General features: G+C 39.5%; 20 protein-coding genes. 12 read left to right on the top strand and 8 right to left on the bottom strand.

Features of this window, described 5'->3' with window-relative positions; translation table 11 throughout:
- Window positions 1-25 precede the first annotated feature (25 nt).
- Together QQK21_RS11165 and nagK are read left to right on the top strand one after the other, a co-directional pair.
- Entirely contained in the window at window positions 26-655 is a 630-nt protein-coding gene (locus QQK21_RS11165) for a tRNA-uridine aminocarboxypropyltransferase (protein WP_284192273.1), read from the top strand.
- Window positions 656-832: 177 nt separating this feature from the next.
- The gene (gene nagK / locus QQK21_RS11160; RefSeq protein WP_284192271.1) at window positions 833-1,741 is read left to right on the top strand and encodes an N-acetylglucosamine kinase; all 909 of its coding nucleotides are present in this window, start codon (window positions 833-835) and stop codon (window positions 1,739-1,741) included.
- A 66-nt stretch (window positions 1,742-1,807) separates the two neighbouring features.
- Here the strand turns inward: nagK and QQK21_RS11155 are convergent, their stop codons facing one another.
- The 3 genes from QQK21_RS11155 to QQK21_RS11145 form a co-directional block, all read right to left on the bottom strand.
- Window positions 1,808-2,863: an Lcl C-terminal domain-containing protein gene (locus QQK21_RS11155; RefSeq protein ID WP_284192270.1), complete on the bottom strand. Its 1,056-nt coding sequence runs from the start codon at window positions 2,861-2,863 to the stop codon at window positions 1,808-1,810.
- A 14-nt stretch (window positions 2,864-2,877) separates the two neighbouring features.
- The gene (locus QQK21_RS11150) at window positions 2,878-3,897 is read right to left on the bottom strand and encodes an OmpA family protein (RefSeq protein ID WP_284192269.1); all 1,020 of its coding nucleotides are present in this window, start codon (window positions 3,895-3,897) and stop codon (window positions 2,878-2,880) included.
- Window positions 3,898-4,375: 478 nt separating this feature from the next.
- Window positions 4,376-4,633 carry a DUF2960 domain-containing protein gene (locus QQK21_RS11145; protein WP_284192268.1) on the bottom strand — a complete coding sequence of 86 codons (258 nt, stop codon included), beginning with the start codon at window positions 4,631-4,633 and terminating at the stop codon, window positions 4,376-4,378.
- Between the two features lie 285 nt (window positions 4,634-4,918).
- Between QQK21_RS11145 and QQK21_RS11140 the strand changes: the two genes are divergently transcribed.
- The 5 genes from QQK21_RS11140 (at window position 4,919) to QQK21_RS11120 (ending at window position 9,513) form a co-directional block, all read left to right on the top strand.
- Complete coding sequence (locus QQK21_RS11140; protein ID WP_284192267.1) at window positions 4,919-5,716, top strand: substrate-binding domain-containing protein; 798 nt, start codon at window positions 4,919-4,921, stop codon at window positions 5,714-5,716.
- Between the two features lie 13 nt (window positions 5,717-5,729).
- Window positions 5,730-6,446, top strand: a complete 717-nt coding sequence (locus QQK21_RS11135) for a hypothetical protein (protein WP_284192266.1) — start codon at window positions 5,730-5,732, stop codon at window positions 6,444-6,446.
- Between the two features lie 7 nt (window positions 6,447-6,453).
- Window positions 6,454-6,975 (top strand): RNA polymerase sigma factor, encoded by a 522-nt coding sequence (locus QQK21_RS11130; RefSeq protein ID WP_284192265.1) that lies wholly within the window; start codon window positions 6,454-6,456, stop codon window positions 6,973-6,975.
- Window positions 6,960-7,715: a hypothetical protein gene (locus tag QQK21_RS11125; protein WP_284192264.1), complete on the top strand. Its 756-nt coding sequence runs from the start codon at window positions 6,960-6,962 to the stop codon at window positions 7,713-7,715. The genes QQK21_RS11130 and QQK21_RS11125 overlap by 16 nt, the downstream gene beginning before the upstream one ends.
- Before the next feature lie 205 nt (window positions 7,716-7,920).
- Window positions 7,921-9,513 carry an ABC-F family ATPase gene (locus tag QQK21_RS11120; RefSeq protein ID WP_284192272.1) on the top strand — a complete coding sequence of 531 codons (1,593 nt, stop codon included), beginning with the start codon at window positions 7,921-7,923 and terminating at the stop codon, window positions 9,511-9,513.
- Between the two features lie 213 nt (window positions 9,514-9,726).
- Here the strand turns inward: QQK21_RS11120 and QQK21_RS11115 are convergent, their stop codons facing one another.
- Entirely contained in the window at window positions 9,727-11,265 is a 1,539-nt protein-coding gene (locus tag QQK21_RS11115) for a 2'-5' RNA ligase family protein (protein ID WP_284192263.1), read from the bottom strand.
- 501 nt (window positions 11,266-11,766) lie between these two features.
- Window positions 11,767-11,871, bottom strand: a complete 105-nt coding sequence (locus QQK21_RS22300) for a hypothetical protein (RefSeq protein ID WP_348541484.1) — start codon at window positions 11,869-11,871, stop codon at window positions 11,767-11,769.
- A 346-nt stretch (window positions 11,872-12,217) separates the two neighbouring features.
- Between QQK21_RS22300 and QQK21_RS11105 the strand changes: the two genes are divergently transcribed.
- The 5 genes from QQK21_RS11105 (at window position 12,218) to QQK21_RS11085 (ending at window position 15,018) form a co-directional block, all read left to right on the top strand.
- Entirely contained in the window at window positions 12,218-12,523 is a 306-nt protein-coding gene (locus tag QQK21_RS11105; protein ID WP_284192262.1) for an NIPSNAP family protein, read from the top strand.
- Window positions 12,524-12,846: 323 nt separating this feature from the next.
- Window positions 12,847-13,257 (top strand): DUF7684 family protein, encoded by a 411-nt coding sequence (locus QQK21_RS11100; RefSeq protein WP_284192261.1) that lies wholly within the window; start codon window positions 12,847-12,849, stop codon window positions 13,255-13,257.
- A gap of 114 nt (window positions 13,258-13,371) precedes the next feature.
- A complete protein-coding gene (locus tag QQK21_RS11095) occupies window positions 13,372-13,689 on the top strand; it encodes a hypothetical protein (RefSeq protein ID WP_284192260.1) in 318 nt (105 codons plus the stop codon).
- Window positions 13,690-13,827: 138 nt separating this feature from the next.
- Window positions 13,828-14,487, top strand: coding sequence for a T3SS effector IpaJ family cysteine protease (locus QQK21_RS11090; RefSeq protein WP_284192259.1), 660 nt, complete (start codon window positions 13,828-13,830; stop codon window positions 14,485-14,487).
- Between the two features lie 162 nt (window positions 14,488-14,649).
- Window positions 14,650-15,018 (top strand): VOC family protein, encoded by a 369-nt coding sequence (locus tag QQK21_RS11085; RefSeq protein ID WP_284192258.1) that lies wholly within the window; start codon window positions 14,650-14,652, stop codon window positions 15,016-15,018.
- Window positions 15,019-15,226: 208 nt separating this feature from the next.
- Here the strand turns inward: QQK21_RS11085 and QQK21_RS11080 are convergent, their stop codons facing one another.
- The 3 genes from QQK21_RS11080 to QQK21_RS11070 all read right to left on the bottom strand — a co-directional run bounded on the left by QQK21_RS11080 (window position 15,227) and on the right by QQK21_RS11070 (window position 16,176).
- Window positions 15,227-15,595: a MotA/TolQ/ExbB proton channel family protein gene (locus QQK21_RS11080; RefSeq protein ID WP_284192257.1), complete on the bottom strand. Its 369-nt coding sequence runs from the start codon at window positions 15,593-15,595 to the stop codon at window positions 15,227-15,229.
- A 2-nt stretch (window positions 15,596-15,597) separates the two neighbouring features.
- Window positions 15,598-15,735, bottom strand: a complete 138-nt coding sequence (locus QQK21_RS11075) for a hypothetical protein (RefSeq protein ID WP_284192256.1) — start codon at window positions 15,733-15,735, stop codon at window positions 15,598-15,600.
- 276 nt (window positions 15,736-16,011) lie between these two features.
- Window positions 16,012-16,176, bottom strand: coding sequence for a hypothetical protein (locus tag QQK21_RS11070; protein WP_205395203.1), 165 nt, complete (start codon window positions 16,174-16,176; stop codon window positions 16,012-16,014).
- Window positions 16,177-16,910: the final 734 nt, after the last annotated feature.

Genomic DNA, 16,910 nt, shown 5'->3' with positions numbered 1-16,910 from the left:
GAATGTAAGGATACGACAGAGTCGAATGGTATTTATCCCGTCAAGATCCCTCAGTAATGACACCAACATCAATACAGATGTTGCTGTATTGTTACTCTTTTCAAGCAATGAAGTGTTTAAGCCCAGCAATACGGGTCGTCTGATACTGGACACGGTAAAAGATGGCTATGCTTATCAATGGAGTCGTACAGAGCCCAACCAGAAGTTATTGGATCTATTGAATGACCCCAAATACAGTCCAATTGTGGTGTTTCCAAAAGATTATGTTGAGTCTAAATCTCGTATTGTGAGCGAAGAAAACGTACGCCAATTTCATTCGACTGGTAAGAAACCATTACTTATTTTTTTGGATGGTAGTTGGAGGGAAGCAAGACGAATGTTTCGAAAATCGCCATATTTGGATAGTTTTCCAGTGTTGTCAGTTTCACCGCAAACACTTTCGCAATATTCAATGAGACAAAGTGATAATGATCAACATCTTGCTACCGTTGAAGTTGCGAGCGTGGTTTTAAATCAGTTGGGAGAGGAATCAGCGGCAACAACGCTTTCGCTATGGTTTGACGCATTCAAAGAAAGCTATCTGATGAGTAAAAGCCAAAATAAATCAGATATGCAAAGACCAAAATTACAATCTTATCTTAATCAAGAGCAGTGACTATCAACGCAACGGTTTTTAGGTACAAAATAGAATAATTGAGCCAAATTATGGTGATAGTCTAATCAATTGAACCGGGATGCGAAACAAATAAGCGCGTTATCACGGATTATAGAGCCATCGATGTAGATAATGAGAGAATGATACGATTTTATTTGAGTATTTAGGAGAGAGGGAATGTATTACGGTTTTGATGTTGGAGGTACAAAGATTGAATTTGGTGCCTTTAACAATCAACTAGAGCGTATTGCGACTGAGCGAGTCGCTACGCCAACGGACGATTATGATTTACTAATCAGCACTATTTCAGACTTGGTGAAGAAATATGATCGGCAATTTGATTGCCAAGGGAAGATAGGGTTAGGTTTGCCAGGAATGGAAAATGCGGATGACCAAACCATGTTATTGGTCAATATTCCAGCCGCAAATGGTAAGCCTTTACGCGCGGATTTGGAAACGAAGATAGGCCGCAGAGTTAAAGTGGAAAATGATGCGAACTGTTTTGCTCTGTCTGAGGCATGGGACAAAAGCCTTAAAGATGAAGAGTCTGTGCTTGGATTGATCCTCGGAACAGGCTTTGGTGGTGGAATTGTACATAAAGGAGAGGTTTTTTCTGGCCGAAATCATGTTGCGGGGGAAGTTGGGCATATGCGACTGCCCCTTGATGCTTGGCTCTATCTTGGGGAAAATGCACCACTGCTGAGTTGTGGCTGCGGAAAGAGGGGATGCCAAGATAATTACTTGTCTGGGCGCGGTTTTGAGTTGCTTTATCAGCATTACTACGGGGATGCCTTAAAAGCCACACAGATTATCAATGCTTATCAGAGTCACGACAACAATGCCGTTGCTCATGTTGAACGTTTTATGGAATTGCTGGCGATTTGTTTGGCTAACATTTTTACGGTCAATGATCCTCACGCTGTCGTGTTGGGCGGTGGGCTATCAAACTTTGAAGCTATTTACGAAGAGATGCCAAAGCGTGTTCCTAAATATCTCCTTCCCGTTGCTAGGTGCCCAAAAATCGTTAAAGCACAGCACGGCGATTCCGGTGGTGTACGTGGTGCTGCATTTCTAAATATTAAATAGAAAAAGAGCTTGCCTAGGCAAGCTCTTTTAATATGTATCTAAACACATCTTTTCTGCGTTTAGTGGTTATAAATCAACGACACAAGAAACATATCTAGCTTCGTCTGCTGTAACGAATAGTGGGTTTGATGAATCATGTAGTTGAATACTATCGAATCTGCTGAAGCCTGAGACCCAGGTGTGATAATCCAATGTAGCAGGCCAGCCAAAACGGTCGTACATACTGCCTGCTGTTTTTTGATATTTATTCAAACTATTTAACTCAGTAATTGAAGGAATATGCCATCCTGTTTTACCTGCAAATTCAATTGTATTAAGTTTTTGACACCAACGGTAGGCTTGACCATCTTTACCGGCGTCTCGATTTGATGAACCAGTAGAACTCGGTGGCACTGCGCCGTCACCATCTTGACGAAAACTTGCAAAGTGGTATCCAGCTGGACCATTATTTCCATCTTCATAATTCGATGTAGCATAACTATCACCCGTATTGGTCGAGTTATCTTGGATAGAATAGCCAAGTTTTGCGACTAGTGCTGTCGAAGGTGAACTTGTAAACCACTTATATGTTGGTCCTGTTGGGTCGTCAGAATCAAGTACTTCTCTTATCTTTAAACACTCACCTGATGCTGTGCTTATGCTGTCATCATCAATACCACCGCCCAAGCTTTTATTTAGGGGGTTGCCTGTTGTGTGTCCACAAACTAACGTTTCTATCACATCAAGAGTAACCGGTGCACTTGTTACACCATTGAGGGTTGCAGTAACTTCAGTCGTACCAATGGTATTAGGCATTGCAACACCTTCATCGTCAAAAGAAACGATATTATTGGTAACTTCAAATTTGACCAGTTTGGTAATGTCTTGCTCATTACCGTCATCATATTTTCCAGTTACTTTATATTGAAGCGAGGAGTAAATTTCTTTGTCGCCAGTATCTATAGTTATTTCATATACACGAGCTTCTGGATTCACAGTAACTTGGTTGGAGCCGGAACCATTAGAACCTGTGTTTGAGCTATTAGAATCACCTTCAAATGCTCCGCCAGAACCACAACCTACTAATAATAAAATGGTTGCTGCTAATGTTGTTAGTTGTGCTGTGTTTTTAAAATTATTCATTTGAGGGCTCCTAATTATTCTGAAACAAAAACAGTGATATCAACACGTCGATTTAAAGCTCGACCTTCAATGGTTTCGTTACTCGCAATAGGGGCCATTTCACCTTTTCCGTTTGCTATGATGCGCTCTTCTTCTACGCCATTATTCTTCAATTTATCTGCGATATATTTTGCTCTTTTTTCAGAGAGCTTTTGATTGTAGGCCTCTGAACCTGATGAATCAGAGTGACCAATTACCTTTACTTTTGCAGTTGGATTATCGATGAGAAGTTGAGTGATATGCTCTATCTCTTTTTGTTGCAGAGACAACTCCGCTTTATCTACCCCAAATGTTTTCATTTCTTTCGAAAGCTGGGCTGAATAGTGGTAGATGGTGCGAGGCTCGACAATCTGGGGCTCACATTCTTCTTTGTGAGATTCAATTACAGTTGGCACAGCAACTTGAGGGGCTTTAGCGCGACCAAAATGATAAGTCAGTCCGATCATTGCGCCATGGCTATCAAATTCACCAGTATTCTGGCTTCCTATACCATCTATGTATTGATAGCCAATATCTAAAACTAAACTCTCTGTTACCGGTGCTGTTACGCCAAGCTTGTAGATAGGAGAAAAGCCATCATCGCTAATAGAGTTGCGTATAGAAGACTTATCCATAGACCAATAGGCTGCGCCAGCATAACCATAAACAGACAGTTGCTGGTAGATAGGGTAGGTATAGCGTAGACCTGTTCTAACTATAGAAGTCTCGATATTGATTGAGTTATAAGCACCTGTCATTTCACCTAGGTATTGATAACCCAAGTCCCAACTTAGCTGGTCTGTTAAATTAATACCGCCATAGATACCTCCTACAGCACTATGTGGGTCGCTGTACGGGTAATCATCATCAGATGATACTTGGTAGCCTGCTTCGACACCAAGGTAATAGCTAATATTAATGTCAGTAACTTCATTATTTACATCTTCCGCAAATCCTAAGGCTGGAATTAGTAGTAATCCGCCTGCGAGTGAATAGAGCTTTTTTAATGAACACATAATAAGTATAAATCTCACCAATATAAGAATGGTGGCGATGCTAGCGTTGTTCTAAAAAAACACAAATGAAATAATAATGAAATTATCAATAAATTATGAATTATTGATAGTATTGTAATTTCAACTAATTTCATTGTGGGTAATTGCATTTTAAGATATTGATAATCTTGAATTTATTTTTTTTTATATTTTATGATAGTTTTCTGGAAAGAAGCTGGATAATTTGGGTACACTACGGCTTTTGAGTGTGATTTGGAAAGATGTATCTATATCTTCAGTGTATGAATTTGTTAATGTAGTGGTGTTTAAGTGCTAAAATTGGCGGTGAAATTAGCAAATATTTTATTGGAGAGTGTAGATATTTCCCTAAGCTAACGAGTTTCTGCTTTGTCGTTAGTCCGTTTTTATTTAAACAAATGTCGGCATTTAGTGTCAGCGTAGAGGTTATTGCTTGAATAACCTCTAATGAGACTTGGAGTTATGAACCGATACCTCGGTTTTCCTTTTGTGCAAGTCTGATTTTGCCAAAACCTAGTTTTCTAAAGTGGTTATCCCTGAAGTTCCGTACAGACTTTGTATCGGAGACCGCTTCGATCTGTTGTTCCATTTTTAGGTATTCAGATAAATCGATGCCTTCTGCTTGCGCAACGGCTTCGTGAATATTGTGATGTTGTTGGTAAGAAAACGTCAGTGTTTTATCTTTACCTTTATATGTGTATTCGATTGTTCGTGCCATAAATGTCTCTGCTTTCGATGGTGCTATGAGTAGATTACTACCATTTAATACATATTGCATTGAAGGGAGAGCATTGTCATCTTATCTACCCCCAATTGTGCTTGATGCGACTACATTCCTAACCTGATTTCTTATGGATAGAATACAAATTATTTATTTTTCAGTACCTTAATGTCTTGTTTTTTGTGGCTTCGAAATTTTTTTAAAAAAATGTACTTTTTGATGCATCCAAAATCCATTCTAGTACGTCTCTTGTATGAAACCTTCTAAAAGTGAGGAGAATATATGAAGCGTTATATGAGCGTTGCGGTTTTAACATTGGCAGTTGTAAGTACATTTTCTGTTGCATCGCCTAAACTTGACCCGACTATTAAGCATCAACCTCGAGATGGTGTTATTAATATTTATGGCCCAGGAGGACCCGATACAGCAATACGTAATGCAGCAAAAGCATTCAGTCAGAAAACGGGAATACCAGTAAACGTCACAGCTGGTCCCGAGTCAAAATGGACTCGTGAAGCACAGCAAAAAGCGGATGTGATTTTTGGTTCATCAGAGCAATCTATGAGTGCTTTTGTTGAAACTTATCCGTTTATCACTGATCAGGATGTCCAGCCTGTCTATCTTCGTAGAGCTGTTATTGCGGTACCCAAAGGAAACCCCAAAAACATTTCTGGCATTCAAGACTTGCTCGACAAGCCTTCACGTATTGTGGTTACCGAGGGTTTAGGAGTCTACAACACATCGGGTACAGGCGTCTGGGAAGATATTGCTGGACGTAAAGGATCTTTAGCGGATGTACAGAATTTTCGTAGCAAAATTATTGCTTATGCCAAAGGAAGTGGTGCGAGTTTTAAAGCATTTCAAGGGCAGAACGCAGATGCTTGGATTACTTGGATACATTGGCCGCTAAATCATATGGATAAGGTTGACTATGTAGAGATTGAACCAGAGAGACGTATATATCGCGATCTTACACTGGCAAAAACACAGGGCGCAGAGCCTCAAACTCAAGATTTTATCGATTTTGTGAATAGTGAAGAGGGTAAGCCCTTCTTTACACGCGAAGGTTGGACTAAATAAAGGATACCAAATAATGAAAAAACTAATTATATCTACGCTTCTTATTGCACCTATTGCTTACGCAACAGCGTCTACCAACACCTCTGAAACATCATTTGGTGAAGTATATGTCGATGGTACAGGCAAAACTCTCTACACCTTTGCCAAAGATCCGATTGGAAAGTCTGTATGTACAGACAAATGTGAAACTTTGTGGCCACCATTGCTGGTTAATGATAAAGCAAGCGCTCAATTTTCGAGCAGTTCGGAGTTTAGTCAGGTTACTCGTGATGATGGGAGCAAACAGTGGGCACTGAATGGTAAGCCTCTTTATCGATGGGTTAACGATCAGAAAGAAGGGGATATTGATGGTGCTGGTTTTAAAGGTGTTTGGCCATTAGCACGCGCAGATGATGTTTCTATTAAGCTGTACAATGATGGTGCTCGTCGGTACTTGGTGGATGAGAATAATTTGACGCTTTATACCTTTGATAAAGATAAGAACAATCAATCTGTCTGCTATGGTGATTGTGAGGCTAAATGGCCACCGGCTTATGTCAGTTCAGATCTTATGCAAAAGGGGATCGAAAACATAAAAGTAACGGGTGGGTTTAGTGTTATTAAACGTAATGATGACACATATCAGTGGACTTTTGAGGGTAAACCGCTATATCGTTGGTTTAAAGACACTAAAGCTGGTGAAACCACTGGCGATGGTGTAAAAAACGTATGGCACCTTATCACTCAATGAGGAAAAAGTGAGCGACGATAAACACCAAATAGGTTTACTGCTCTCTAAAATTGCGCTTCGAGACCGAGAGGCTTTCGAAGCGCTTTATCAGTTAACCAGTACACGGTTATTCAATCTTATATATTCTGTAGTTAAAGATGAGCAGATCGCTGCCGATCTTTTACAAGAAGGGTATATAAAACTTTGGTATAGCAAACAAGACTATGTTTTAGATCATCCTTGGGCATGGCTTTGCCAGATGATGAGAAACCTAGCGATTGATGAAGTCAGAAAGAGAACACGCTGTAAGGAAGATCAGACGCTAGAGTTATTGGATGAAATAAGCCAAGTAGCCAAATGTATGACAGACTCAGGTCTTAGTTATTGTCTTCAGACCTTGGCTGAAGAGAAGCGAAATGCAATCGTACTAGCGTATCAACATGGCATGAGTCATCAAGAAATAGTGCAACATGTAAACACACCACTCGGTACGGTTAAATCATGGATTCGTCGCGGTTTACAGGAATTGAAACGATGCTTAACACAATAAAGAGCCAGCGTTATCAAAACTCCGAGTTGAAAGATAAACTCGCTGGTGAGTATGTACTAGGGACTCAAACACCTAGGGTACGCCGCAGGATAGAAGCTTTAATGAAAGAAGATCCTACTTGGTGGGAGCATATTGAACAGTGGCAGCAACACTTATCCGGTTTAAACCCAAGCCCGAATAGTCATCATTCATCGGCAAAATATTTTAAGAAGCCGCCCAAACGGGTTTGGAAAAAAATTTCAAACAGCACTTTTGGTCTAAGAAAACGTGAAACAAATGTACGTTGGTGGTGGTTGCCTACAGGCATGGTTTTCTCGTTATTTGTTGGTATATTTTTGCAGCCTGCAGTAATGCAGAATCCTGTTGGGGTGGACATAGTTGAAGTACGTCCGGCAAGCTATCTAGCAATGATGTCTTCAGATACTCAAGTAAATCATTTTGCGCTTGTTGCCTATCAAGGAGATAAACCCGGTCAGTCTAGTTTGCGTATGCAACGAAATCTATCGATGGACAAAATATCTGAGAGTAGAGCTATGGTGTGGATGCGTGATGAGGCAACAGGCAAATTGAAGCTGATTGATAGTCTAAAAAATATTAATGATATTAGATATATGTCGCCAAGAGAATGGCAAATGCTCAAGAGTAGTTCAGAGCTTGTCGTGACCGCAGATAAAAATCCAGATAGTGAAGTTCTCTATCGTGGTAGATGCGTTGAACTGAGTGATTGGAGAGCCATATAAAATTATAAGTGTTGGGCTGATTAACTCAACACTTAAAGCTGGCCAATAACGCATGTTAGCGTGCTTGTTGACATCAAATCCACAAGCAAAGAATAGAGTGCAACAATTGATGTAGTTCGTAGTTTCAATTTGATACAATCCCCCCCGCATATTTTATACAAACAATATTTCTCTGCTTATTGGAGCTAGAGAGGGGGATAGTCTTATCATAAGTACCAACAATATTACGCAGCAATTTGGTGCGAAACCGTTATTTGAAAACATATCCGTCAAATTTGGTGATGGAAACCGCTACGGTTTAATCGGCGCCAATGGATGTGGTAAGTCTACCTTCATGAAGATTTTAAGCGGTGAACTCGACCCAACAGGTGGTAATGTCAGTTATGACCCAAATGAGCGCGTCGCTAAGCTGAATCAGGATCAGTTTGCTTACGAAGAGTTTACGGTGATCGATACTGTTATCATGGGCTTCAAGGAATTGTGGGAAGTTAAAAAAGAACGTGATCGTATCTATTCCCTGCCTGATATGACAGAAGAAGATGGCATTAAAGTGGCTGAGCTTGAGGTGGAATTTGCCGAAATGGATGGCTACATGGCTGATGCCAAAGCCGGTGAATTACTGCTAGCGGTTGGTATTCCTGAAGAGCAGCATTATGGATTGATGAGTGAAGTCGCACCGGGTTGGAAGCTCCGTGTCTTGTTAGCGCAAGTTCTATTTGCTGACCCACATATTATGTTGCTCGATGAGCCGACCAACAACCTTGATATGGATACCATTCGCTGGTTAGAAGACACGCTCAACCAGAGAAACTGTACCATGATCATTATTTCTCACGATCGTCATTTCCTAAATTCAGTATGTACTCACATGGCTGACTTAGATTACGGTGAATTGCGTCTATTTACTGGTAATTATGATGAGTACATGGTCGCAGCTACTCAAGCTCGTGAACGTTTACTGGCTGATAACGCTAAGAAGAAAGCGCAAATTGCCGAGTTAAATACGTTCGTTGCACGCTTTTCTGCCAATGCCTCTAAGGCTAAGCAGGCTACTTCTCGCGCTAAGCAGATCGACAAAATCCAGCTAGAAGAAGTGAAGCCGTCGAGTCGCCAGAATCCGTTTATTCGTTTTGAGCAGTCTAAAGAATTGTTCCGTAATGCTTTAATTGTTGAAAACTTATCTCAAGGTTACGAAGAGGATTTGTTCTCGGACTTCAATGCTATTTTTGAAGTGGGAGAGCGGGTTGCCATTATCGGTGAAAACGGTGTCGGTAAAACAACATTACTGAACACGCTTGCTGGCGTATTAGCACCGCGTACTGGTGAGTTCAAATGGTCTGAAAACTCTAACATAGGCTATTACGCTCAAGATCATGCTGAAGAGTTTGCTGAAGACATGAACTTAATGGACTGGATGAGCCAGTGGCGTCAGGCTGGGGATGACGAACAAGTCATTCGAGGTTTCTTAGGGCGTATGTTGTTTGGCCAAGACGATATTAAAAAGTCTGTCAAAGTTCTTTCGGGTGGTGAGCAAGGGCGAATGCTGCTTGGTAAGCTTATGATGCACAAGCCGAACATGTTGCTAATGGACGAGCCGACCAACCATATGGATATGGAGTCTATTGAATCTCTAAATACGGCGCTTGAGCAATACAAAGGCACGCTTTTCTTCGTATCTCACGACCGAGTGTTTGTGGACTCGCTGGCGACCCGTGTTCTGGAAATTAAAGAGGGTAAGATTAACGACTTCCGTGGCACTTATTCGGAATTCCTAAAATCCAAAGGAATTGATGGTTAACCCTTCCTGTATTGATTAAAGCCTCGCATATGCGAGGCTTTTTTGTATGTGGGTGAGCTTTTAGAGGTGTAGGGTGTAGAGAAAGCCTTACACTCAAAAGAAGCGCTCAACTAATATCGATACATTGCTTTTGCTAAAATATTTTTGCCCCAAAATGACTTTGTGACAGAACCCATATGAGTTTTACTTCAAAAATACAATGCAATTAGACTATTAATCGTCTAGTTCGTTGATATCATGATAATGGCTTTGTTCGTCATCAACTGTGTATAAAGAGGTATAACCAAATGCCATATTTCCCGTTAGAGTTATGGGCTCATGATTTAGATAACTAAACTGTTCGAGTAGCTCAGCTTGTCTTTCGATCGGAATATCTCTAACCAAGGTTATGTGTGGCCTATAATTTTTGCCATTATACGTATCGCTGAGCTCAATACCTGCTTCACTAGCTTTTTTAATCAGAGCGTTGTGAATATCTTTAAGTCCCTCAGATTCAGCACCTTTCTCATTTGTTATCACTAAGTGGCTGTTAAAGATTTCGGCTTTACTAAATCTTAAAGTAACTGTCTTGTTAACATCCAAACCAACGTTGCGGATAAAATTTTCATTTGGTTGATGCCCAAAAAAAGCGACGGTTATATGTGCTTCATTGTGCTTTGTTATCCGACCTATCTCACCTTTCATATTCTCCATTGGTGTCAGAAGTTTTCCAATTACCTTATCCTCCGACTTTCTATCAAAATGCAACCATGCAAGGTGATTAGCATGTTTTCTGCCTAGCTCAGATAATGTCTCATTCTTTTGTGCTTCAGTTAGACTTGCTACCCGTTTAACCTCATCGGTAAGCTGCTTGACTGTAACCTCATTTTGATTCTTTGACGCTAATTCTTGACTAAGGATCATTATGTTCGGAGCTGACAAAGAATTAGGACGTGTTAGCCCTTGAATTATTTTCATTTCATGGAAATTAGGTTTATTCGGGTGACTAACCATAATTCCATCACTCATAGAGGCGATTGCTTCATCTCTCTCATCGTTTGACATATTTTTCATATCTGTTACTAAATCGATGAGCTGTTTATAAGTCACACTCTCGCTCTGCTTTAGAGTTAGTAGTTGGCTGAGGGACATAATATCGGGAACTGACAAAGACTTGGGACTCGTTAACGCTTGTATTATTTTCATTTCATAGAAATTTGGTTTATCAGAGTGATTAACCACTATTTCATTAGGTCGATTAATCAATGAACTTACAGTACTGACTAACTGCTCTGCGCCTATCTCTTGAGTATGTCCTCGGTCTCTTAAATAATCTACAAATTTGATATATACAGGAGCCATTGCCGTGTTGTAGTTGTTTTGTTTAGCCAGTGTTTGAAGGTTTTTTGCCTCGTCAAAACTAAGCTCGCTCTTAGAGCCTGCCTGCAAAGCTTTAAAGTTCGAATTTGGGCCTCCACTCCTATCAAGGTCAAGGATATGATCCTTAAATATTTGAATTACCATTTTAGGGTTTTCATTGCAGGCTTGTTCTCTAGAATAATGCGTTATCCTATCTAAATCTTTATTGTGTCCTGAAATGGTTCGGTTAGACGTGTCAGGATTGTTTAGCTTAAATACTTTTCTGCAACGTTTTTTTATAACTGTCCAAAGCCCTGCTAGACAATGTTGGCTTTGGCCAGAGTCGGACAACTTTCTTGTGATTTTTGTCACTGTGAGCGGTCTACCAAGTTCATGGTCTTGTTTCTTGGTCATTTCGGATTGGTTAGTCGTCGGTGTATTCGAAACTCTCAATGTATCGTCCTCTAGTATCTATTGTGAGCAGGGTTATTTTTTAAAATGCACGTGATAGCGAACTCTATTGACTCAATAAATAGTAAAGGGGTCATGTGTTTATTTATGAAAATTTTCGAATAATTTGGCGTTGGTTCTCCCGCACTCAGAGTTTCACCGTTTGTTCCAGTATTAAAGAAAAAGAAAAAGCTCCTAGTAGGGTCAAGGAGCTAGCTTAACAATGGTAACGAGCCTAACTCTTGGTTCATATGTGCATAGACCTGCCAACAAAGAAAACTATACACTATTCATATAGCCCTAGCTCATACGCTGGTCAATTCTGGAATAAAGCATGTTGTTATAGCATTAATCGACCCAGACGAACGTAATGGCGGCAAAGGTATCTCCATTCTCAAACAAAGCTGTATTAAGGTCGAAGTTGGGCTTTGTGAAGAGCAAGTAGCTAGTTTTCTTAAACCATATTTAGGTAAGTCGTAACGTAATTTTATTAACCCTTGAAGTACACAACTCTAACGGTATTGGATCTTGAGGATGCTTTAGCTTATTAAAGCGAATGAAGTATTTTATCCAGTATAAATAGGCCTTTTCAGTTTTGATACTATAGCCTCACATTCGCTGTGCCTGCGGATTTCTTCGATGAATTTGCTTGCCATTTTCACCTCCTGGAACTGTATTTTTATACAGTTTATTGGTGTTGGGCGGAGCTTGAGTATGAAAAATGGTTTGGTTTATCAGGAGCAGCTGCTCGTTTTTATGTGATGGAGAAATAAGAAACTTGATGTATATTATTTAATTTTTCAGTGGGTTATGGTAGGTTGGTTGTAAGTTAGGCTGGCGGGAAAACGAGCCAGCCTGTTATTAAGAATGTTATGTGTACCCCACAAAATCAATCAATTATAAGGAGTTAATGTTTATGATTACTTGTTACGTCAGGTATGTAATTGACCCAAAGAAGGTCAATGAGTTCGAAGAATACGCCAAAATGTGGATTCCACTTGTTGAGAAGTTTGGTGGCCAACATAATGGCTACTTTCTGCCATCTGAAGGCGCAAACAATGTAGCTTTGGCTCTTTTTACGTTTGAAAGTTTGTCAGCTTATGAAGACTATCGTACTAAGTCTCAAAATGACCCTGAATGTATCAAAGCTTTCGAGTTTGCCGATAAAGTGGACTGCATTATCAGCTATGAGCGCAGCTTTTTTAGACCTGTGCTCAGTTAAAGAAGCTACGCATAACAAAGCGTTCAATTGTACAGCCAACGCTTGGTAGTTTTGGTTCACAGTTCGGCATTAGTGTTTATACCACAATGAGCTAAGTATGTAATAGCGTTATCTGCCGATTAACGCGGAGTTACTTTTCAAGTATTGCTCCCCAAGATAACGTGCCACGTCAAAAAGTGATAACAGGCTGGCTCGTTTTTATGTGATGGAGAAATAAAAAATTCGATATATATTCTTTAATTTTTAGTGTGTTATGATAGGTTGGTTGTAAGTTAGGCTGGCGGAAAACAAGCCGGCCTGTTATTAAGAATGTTAAGCGTCAAATGAAGTACATCCATCTATCTAATAATCAAAACCTGCCATGCCTGGAATTTCTCAAGCCTTTTCGCTGTGTTGTTGTTATTGAAGATGAAATTTGCAGTGCAAGCCAACAATCTATAAGCAAATGGTTAGTAGAGTCAGGATGCCTTTATATGATGGCATGGGGCAATGATTGTGGATCATGGGATACCTCAGTAGATCTTGCCAACCTTCAACAATTCAATTTCCATGAAGTTCCGGAAGAATCGTTTGTAAGCACTACTTGGCATGAAGATGAGAGTCTGAAAGAGGTTTTCTGGTTCTCCAAAAACTGTGCATTCCATTCTGTGATTGAGCTAAATAATACAATTGTTTTGCATCTATCACCCAATTACAATGAAGATATAATTCGGCAGAAGTACGAAAGCGCTTAACAAACGCATTAAAGCCTACCCATTACCACGCTTGCTGGGTAGGTACAAGACCTCAAAATAATAGCAAGCGTTTAATGGGCGCCTTATGCGGGCGTTATGCTCTATGGAGTAAGAATGGAACATAATTCGGATTGGAAACTGAGACTTAGATATGGAAAGGATCAGACTCCCTACACTCATTTCACTGTGTTAGGGAATGGTACAGTTGTCGACAATTCACACGGTTTTGACTGTCCTGTTGGCCCCGCGTATATGGCAATTAAAGTTTGGGCGCTAGATTCTGACCAAGCTTGTGACATGATAAACGTTATTGGTGAACAAGTGGGGTTTCATGTTAAAGGAAAAGTTGAGATATATAAGACAGAGCCTGAAGAACCGCCAAAAGAAAATCCTTTTGGCTACGAAATAAACTTTACGCCTTACAGAGAATAAATTCGAACATAACAATAAATTTAAGAGTGATTCACAATGCTCATATTTTTAGTTTAAGATTGGGTTTGGTGTTTATGGCGCTATGGTTTAGGTGAGTGGTAGCGTTGCTCACTACTTAATTTGGTGTTATTTCTTCATATGAATTTCGAGGGTGATAAGAGTATCTTTCCAAAAATGAGGCAGCCAGAAGGAAGTCTGTATTGCGGGCCTTATTGTATTGTTGCATGTTTAAAAAGATTGAATAAGCTACCTCTTACTTCGTCTATTGAGCTACATAAATATGATGCAAAAAACGTTGCATTTACGGGCTCTTCTATTGAAATTAGTGATTCAGAGGAATTAACAGACTTGGCTTTGGAACTCTACAAAGTCACGGGAATAATTACTCCCGGCGAGAACCCAGATTACATAGAACATTCTGGATATAATTCATTAGGAGCGATGCTGTATGTTCTTCGTCAATTTGGTTTGGAGTGTGAAGTTATTATTAGAGATGAGCAAACCAATGAATATTTGCATCGAGCTTTCCCTATCGAATTTGAACTAATTGAAAAATTAGGTATTTCTACAAAAACGTTGGCGTTGGGCAAGTCTACACCAGACAAAACAATGTTAATATCAGTTATATCGGTAAATGATTCGTTACATTACATACTCAATGATGCGCAAGGTTACTGGTTTGACTCACATATTGCCGAGGGCAATGCTGCGTGGGATTTCATCGAGAATTGGCACTCTACAGCCAATAAGCGTGAAGGAGCGTTTTGGTTAGGTGTATCAATACGAGTTAAATACTGAACGCATAATCAAAATACCCATTAAAACTCTTCCTGTTCTTGTTACAGTAACTTTTGGCATGCCTGATATTAAATTACGTTCTTTCACAGGTATAACAAGCAAAACCGCGGCAATGAGTACGTATAAAACGTTAGGTTTAAAAAACCATAAAGGAATATTACGATGATAATTGATCACATTGGATTTTCAGTATCCGATTTTGAAAAAAGTAATGAATTCTATTCTAAAGTTCTGGCTCCTTTGGGCATTGATAAAATAGTGGAGCTTGAAGGTGCAAGTGGTTTTGGAAAGAATGGAAAAGCAGAATTTTGGCTTGGAAAAGGTAATCTACCACAATCTCCCTTACATATTGCTTTTGCTGCTGATAATCGAAAACAAGTAGACGAGTTTTATGAGGCTGCCATAGCTTCTGGTGGAAAAGATAATGGCTCACCAAGTATAAGAGAACAATATCATCCCAATTATTATGGAGCATTTGTTATTGATCCAGATGGCCATAATATTGAAGCAGTATGCCACCGCACAGAGTGATGCATAACAATGCGCACATTCGACTCTATTCTTTGGCTGTTTGATATTAAGTGGCTGATTAACGCTTCGACTCGAAAATATCTAGGGCCGTTTAACGCGGCACTTTCTAAAAAATTCCCCATTTTGAGTTACAAATCGAAGTCAGTGTATAGATCATCTGGTAGATTTGACATAGAAAAGCTGCTGGAGACTAAATATTGCAAGTCAGTTACTCTTTACAACTAAAGTGAAAAGGCAGAACCAATAACGCAATGGCAAGGCCATAAAATAGAGGTAATAGTGCAACGCTCAACCCTACAAATATTGCCTCTGAATCAGAATAAGCATTGCCTAGAGTTTGGATAACGCCAATAACCACACCCAAGATACTACTAACAATGGCCGTAAATAAAGCGCAACTCAGTGCTGTGGTACGTGACTTTTGGTAACCTACACCCGTAGCAAATAAAGTTGGTACTGCGACTATAAGCAGGCTGGTTAAATCGATAAATTGAACAGGGTCGCCTAAAGACGCAACATAGTTAACAACCAGTATCGTCGCGACGAAAAAACTAATATGTATTAGCCATTTGTTCATGTTTACCACCAATACCCGAACATAATTGAATTTGGATCTCGTGGTAACTTAAGCGTTGACTCCTTGTCTTGCATGTAACGTCGTGCAAAGTTGCGCTGCTTTGCTCCAGCAGCAGATGAAAGAAGAGAATTCGCCGACATAAAACCTCAAAATATTTGTGATTCTTAAACAGGATAACTCTCAATATATCAGATAATTAAGCAAGGAATCGAAGTTCACCTACATCAATTATAAGCTTGATTTCATAACTGAGAGATTAAGCCCAATTCTCCAATTTAGTAAGACCGCCAAAACACTTCAGTCAAATACTTTCGGAAGCGTGCAGTTAATTCTTAGGGGTTCTGAGATGGTGAAGAGGTAGCTAAGACCACTTGTGACTCATGCTATATAGAGTCACAAGTGCTAATTGCGACAGGTTAGGCAGCGACCTTATCGGCGATAAGCTCTGCCGTTTGAGCTAATATCCTACAGCATTGTGCAAGTGCTTGTTTCTCATTGGTTGTGAGCTGTTCACCGTTCGATGGCACGGCTGATCTTTGCACGATTTCTACCCAGCGTTTTAGTTCATTTAAGTCGTTCATTGTAAACTCCCTTAAGGTGAAAGTTGTAGGATATTTCAGCAATGTAAACTAATCTTTTTATGGTGAAACTCATTTCGTATTTTTGTTTTTCTACTTTTCACGGCTAAATGAAAACTAGTTACATTAATAATCCTACCTGACGTTTTTGTAAATAATTTTAATTTTTGTTTTGCTTAACCAACGGGTGAATACTTTGACAAACTGGAGGCATTTTTAAAATAGAAAATTTCACAAAATAACTTTATGTCCAATAAATGCGACAAAATATAGTGTATCAATAGTTATTCCCACATCTGATCTTGTATAAAATCGTTATTTTTCATGCTCTTATATAAAAAGAGGTCTTATAAAGTGTCTATGTTTTTCTTTACAGTATGGTTAACTAGACGTGCTCATCTATTTACTAATATGTTACTTAATCGGCTTGCGCTAATTTTGATACTTAAGTTATTAATGATTAATCTGTAATATAAATGCACTCATTTATCTCATGGCGACATGGTAAACTGGTTTCTTCTCATATGTGAGTAGTTTGGGTGTTTGTTATTTAAGCATATAACTATACGACTTCATATTCTGACATTATGCCTTTTTAATTACCTAATCACTCTACTAGTAGTCAATGTAATGAGAACAACAAAACCTCTCATTTAGGCATCCAACTTCGACTCTATTAGAAGTGGACCCCAATGGTTGGACACATAAACTAATTCCTTAAGTGGTTGATCCAGCTT

Source organism: Vibrio zhanjiangensis, assembly GCF_030161235.1.
GTDB classification, from domain to species: Bacteria; Pseudomonadota; Gammaproteobacteria; order Enterobacterales; family Vibrionaceae; genus Vibrio; species Vibrio zhanjiangensis.
Note: the sequence above shows the minus strand (reverse complement) of the source record. Positions and strands in the feature narration are given on the sequence as shown.

Coding starts and splice junctions, on each gene's coding strand:
- QQK21_RS11165 (WP_284192273.1), top strand. CDS start 26: ATGGTATTTATCCCGTCAAGATCCCTCAGTAATGACACCAACATCAAT.
- nagK (WP_284192271.1), top strand. CDS start 833: ATGTATTACGGTTTTGATGTTGGAGGTACAAAGATTGAATTTGGTGCC.
- QQK21_RS11155 (WP_284192270.1), bottom strand. CDS start 2,863: ATGAATAATTTTAAAAACACAGCACAACTAACAACATTAGCAGCAACC.
- QQK21_RS11150 (WP_284192269.1), bottom strand. CDS start 3,897: ATGTGTTCATTAAAAAAGCTCTATTCACTCGCAGGCGGATTACTACTA.
- QQK21_RS11145 (WP_284192268.1), bottom strand. CDS start 4,633: ATGGCACGAACAATCGAATACACATATAAAGGTAAAGATAAAACACTG.
- QQK21_RS11140 (WP_284192267.1), top strand. CDS start 4,919: ATGAAGCGTTATATGAGCGTTGCGGTTTTAACATTGGCAGTTGTAAGT.
- QQK21_RS11135 (WP_284192266.1), top strand. CDS start 5,730: ATGAAAAAACTAATTATATCTACGCTTCTTATTGCACCTATTGCTTAC.
- QQK21_RS11125 (WP_284192264.1), top strand. CDS start 6,960: ATGCTTAACACAATAAAGAGCCAGCGTTATCAAAACTCCGAGTTGAAA.
- QQK21_RS11115 (WP_284192263.1), bottom strand. CDS start 11,265: ATGACCAAGAAACAAGACCATGAACTTGGTAGACCGCTCACAGTGACA.
- QQK21_RS11105 (WP_284192262.1), top strand. CDS start 12,218: ATGATTACTTGTTACGTCAGGTATGTAATTGACCCAAAGAAGGTCAAT.
- QQK21_RS11100 (WP_284192261.1), top strand. CDS start 12,847: ATGAAGTACATCCATCTATCTAATAATCAAAACCTGCCATGCCTGGAA.
- QQK21_RS11095 (WP_284192260.1), top strand. CDS start 13,372: ATGGAACATAATTCGGATTGGAAACTGAGACTTAGATATGGAAAGGAT.
- QQK21_RS11090 (WP_284192259.1), top strand. CDS start 13,828: ATGAATTTCGAGGGTGATAAGAGTATCTTTCCAAAAATGAGGCAGCCA.
- QQK21_RS11085 (WP_284192258.1), top strand. CDS start 14,650: ATGATAATTGATCACATTGGATTTTCAGTATCCGATTTTGAAAAAAGT.
- QQK21_RS11080 (WP_284192257.1), bottom strand. CDS start 15,595: ATGAACAAATGGCTAATACATATTAGTTTTTTCGTCGCGACGATACTG.
- QQK21_RS11075 (WP_284192256.1), bottom strand. CDS start 15,735: ATGTCGGCGAATTCTCTTCTTTCATCTGCTGCTGGAGCAAAGCAGCGC.
- QQK21_RS11070 (WP_205395203.1), bottom strand. CDS start 16,176: ATGAACGACTTAAATGAACTAAAACGCTGGGTAGAAATCGTGCAAAGA.